This is a genomic window from Dubosiella newyorkensis, from assembly GCF_001945605.1.
GTDB classification, from domain to species: Bacteria; Bacillota_I; Bacilli_A; order Erysipelotrichales; family Erysipelotrichaceae; genus Dubosiella; species Dubosiella newyorkensis.
This window is the reverse complement of sequence record NZ_MPKA01000023.1, coordinates 1-1427: the sequence shown is the minus strand read 5'-3', so window position 1 is coordinate 1427 and position 1427 is coordinate 1. Positions and strand designations below refer to the sequence as shown.

At 33.8% G+C, this 1427-nt stretch carries 2 protein-coding genes; both read left to right on the top strand.

All coding sequences use genetic code 11. From position 1 onward, the window contains the following. The first annotated feature begins 141 nt into the window (after nt 1-141). Nucleotides 142-768 carry a helix-turn-helix domain-containing protein gene (locus tag BO225_RS00855; protein WP_076340408.1) on the top strand — a complete coding sequence of 209 codons (627 nt, stop codon included), beginning with the start codon at nt 142-144 and terminating at the stop codon, nt 766-768. A 191-nt stretch (nt 769-959) separates the two neighbouring features. Then, nucleotides 960-1328 carry an HTH domain-containing protein gene (locus tag BO225_RS00850; RefSeq protein WP_076340407.1) on the top strand — a complete coding sequence of 123 codons (369 nt, stop codon included), beginning with the start codon at nt 960-962 and terminating at the stop codon, nt 1326-1328. The last annotated feature ends 99 nt before the right edge of the window (nt 1329-1427 follow it).

Sequence of the window (1427 nt, the reverse complement as noted above, 5' to 3'; positions counted from 1 at the left end):
TATCAAACATGGGAAATGTCCTTTCTAGTATTTGTTTGGTCGAACTAATCTTACTAAGGATATTTCCTTTTTTCTATTCTATTTAGGAAACAAATCTACCTATTTACACAAAATATTTTACACTCTCTCAAAAATTTTAAAATGTGGTTTTTTAAAGAAAATATACAAGAAAAATACAATAAAAAACGCTTTTATGGCGCATATATTCACGATTTAAGAAGATATTATGAGATTCCACAAAAGGATTTAGCGAAAACGCTTCATATCAGTGCGCCCGCCCTATCAAAAATGGAGTCTGGGCAGCAAAATATGGACTATAGTATGTTCCATCAATGCATTGACTACTTTAAAAAGTTGGATCCTGATTATGATTTCAATGAAAATGTTTCGAAATTATCCGAAGCGGAACAATGGATCGATTTCTGTCTAAAAGAGTTTATCAATCTCTCCTACTTTGACAAAACAGATAGAATTAAAAAATATCTCGATAATCAGGATAACAAAAATTCTATAGCTTATTTTCACTACAAAATGATTGAATCATTTTATGAAATGTTTAATGGAAAAGGGACAATGGAACAAATACGAGTAATACTAGAGATTAATTATTTTTTGAGTCCCGATTATTTAGCAATCCTTTATGATTTATATGGAATTATAGAAGATACTAAAAATATTGAAATCATTCAGCATCAAATCAAATTACTTCAAAAATCTCGTGCACTCGCTCAACAATCTAATCAATCCGATCTACTCGGTTTAGTTTAAACTATACCCATAAAAGTGGACACGGTTTTTAGTAGAAGAAAAAGCATTGGGCACTTAATTAGTAAGTCCCGATAAAACGCACTTGAAATTAATATGTTCGCGTTTTGTAGACATTTTCTATTTCCACCTTACACTTGAAGCGATTCAGTGAGATACTATTCTGGACAGACTTCCTAAGGAGATCACAACATATGAATAGAAACTATTTCACTGAAGAACAGATCAAGCAGCTCAAATCGAATGCTTATACCAAATACGTATCACCCAAGACTTTGAAATTCACCGACGAATTCAAAGAACTGTTTCTGGAAAAATACCTTCAGGGATTTTCTCCAAAAGAAATCTTCATAGAAGCTGGCTATGACCCTCTCGTTGTCGGAGAAAGACGAATGGCAAATACGGCTTTTCTCGTGATGAAAAAGGATTCGGAAGTAAAAAAATCAACAGAAGATTCCGAAGTCAAACATTTGAAATCCGAAGTAAAAGCCTTGCGCAAAGAGCTGGAAACATTAAAAAAAATTATAGCTCTGGGCAGCTCGCCAAAATCGAAGGACTTCTGATGAACCGCCCATCCGAAAAATTCGAACTCATCTATGAAATTGCTCAGGATCCGGAAAACACGTTCTCTATCAAGCAGCTGTGCGAACTGAATCATGTCA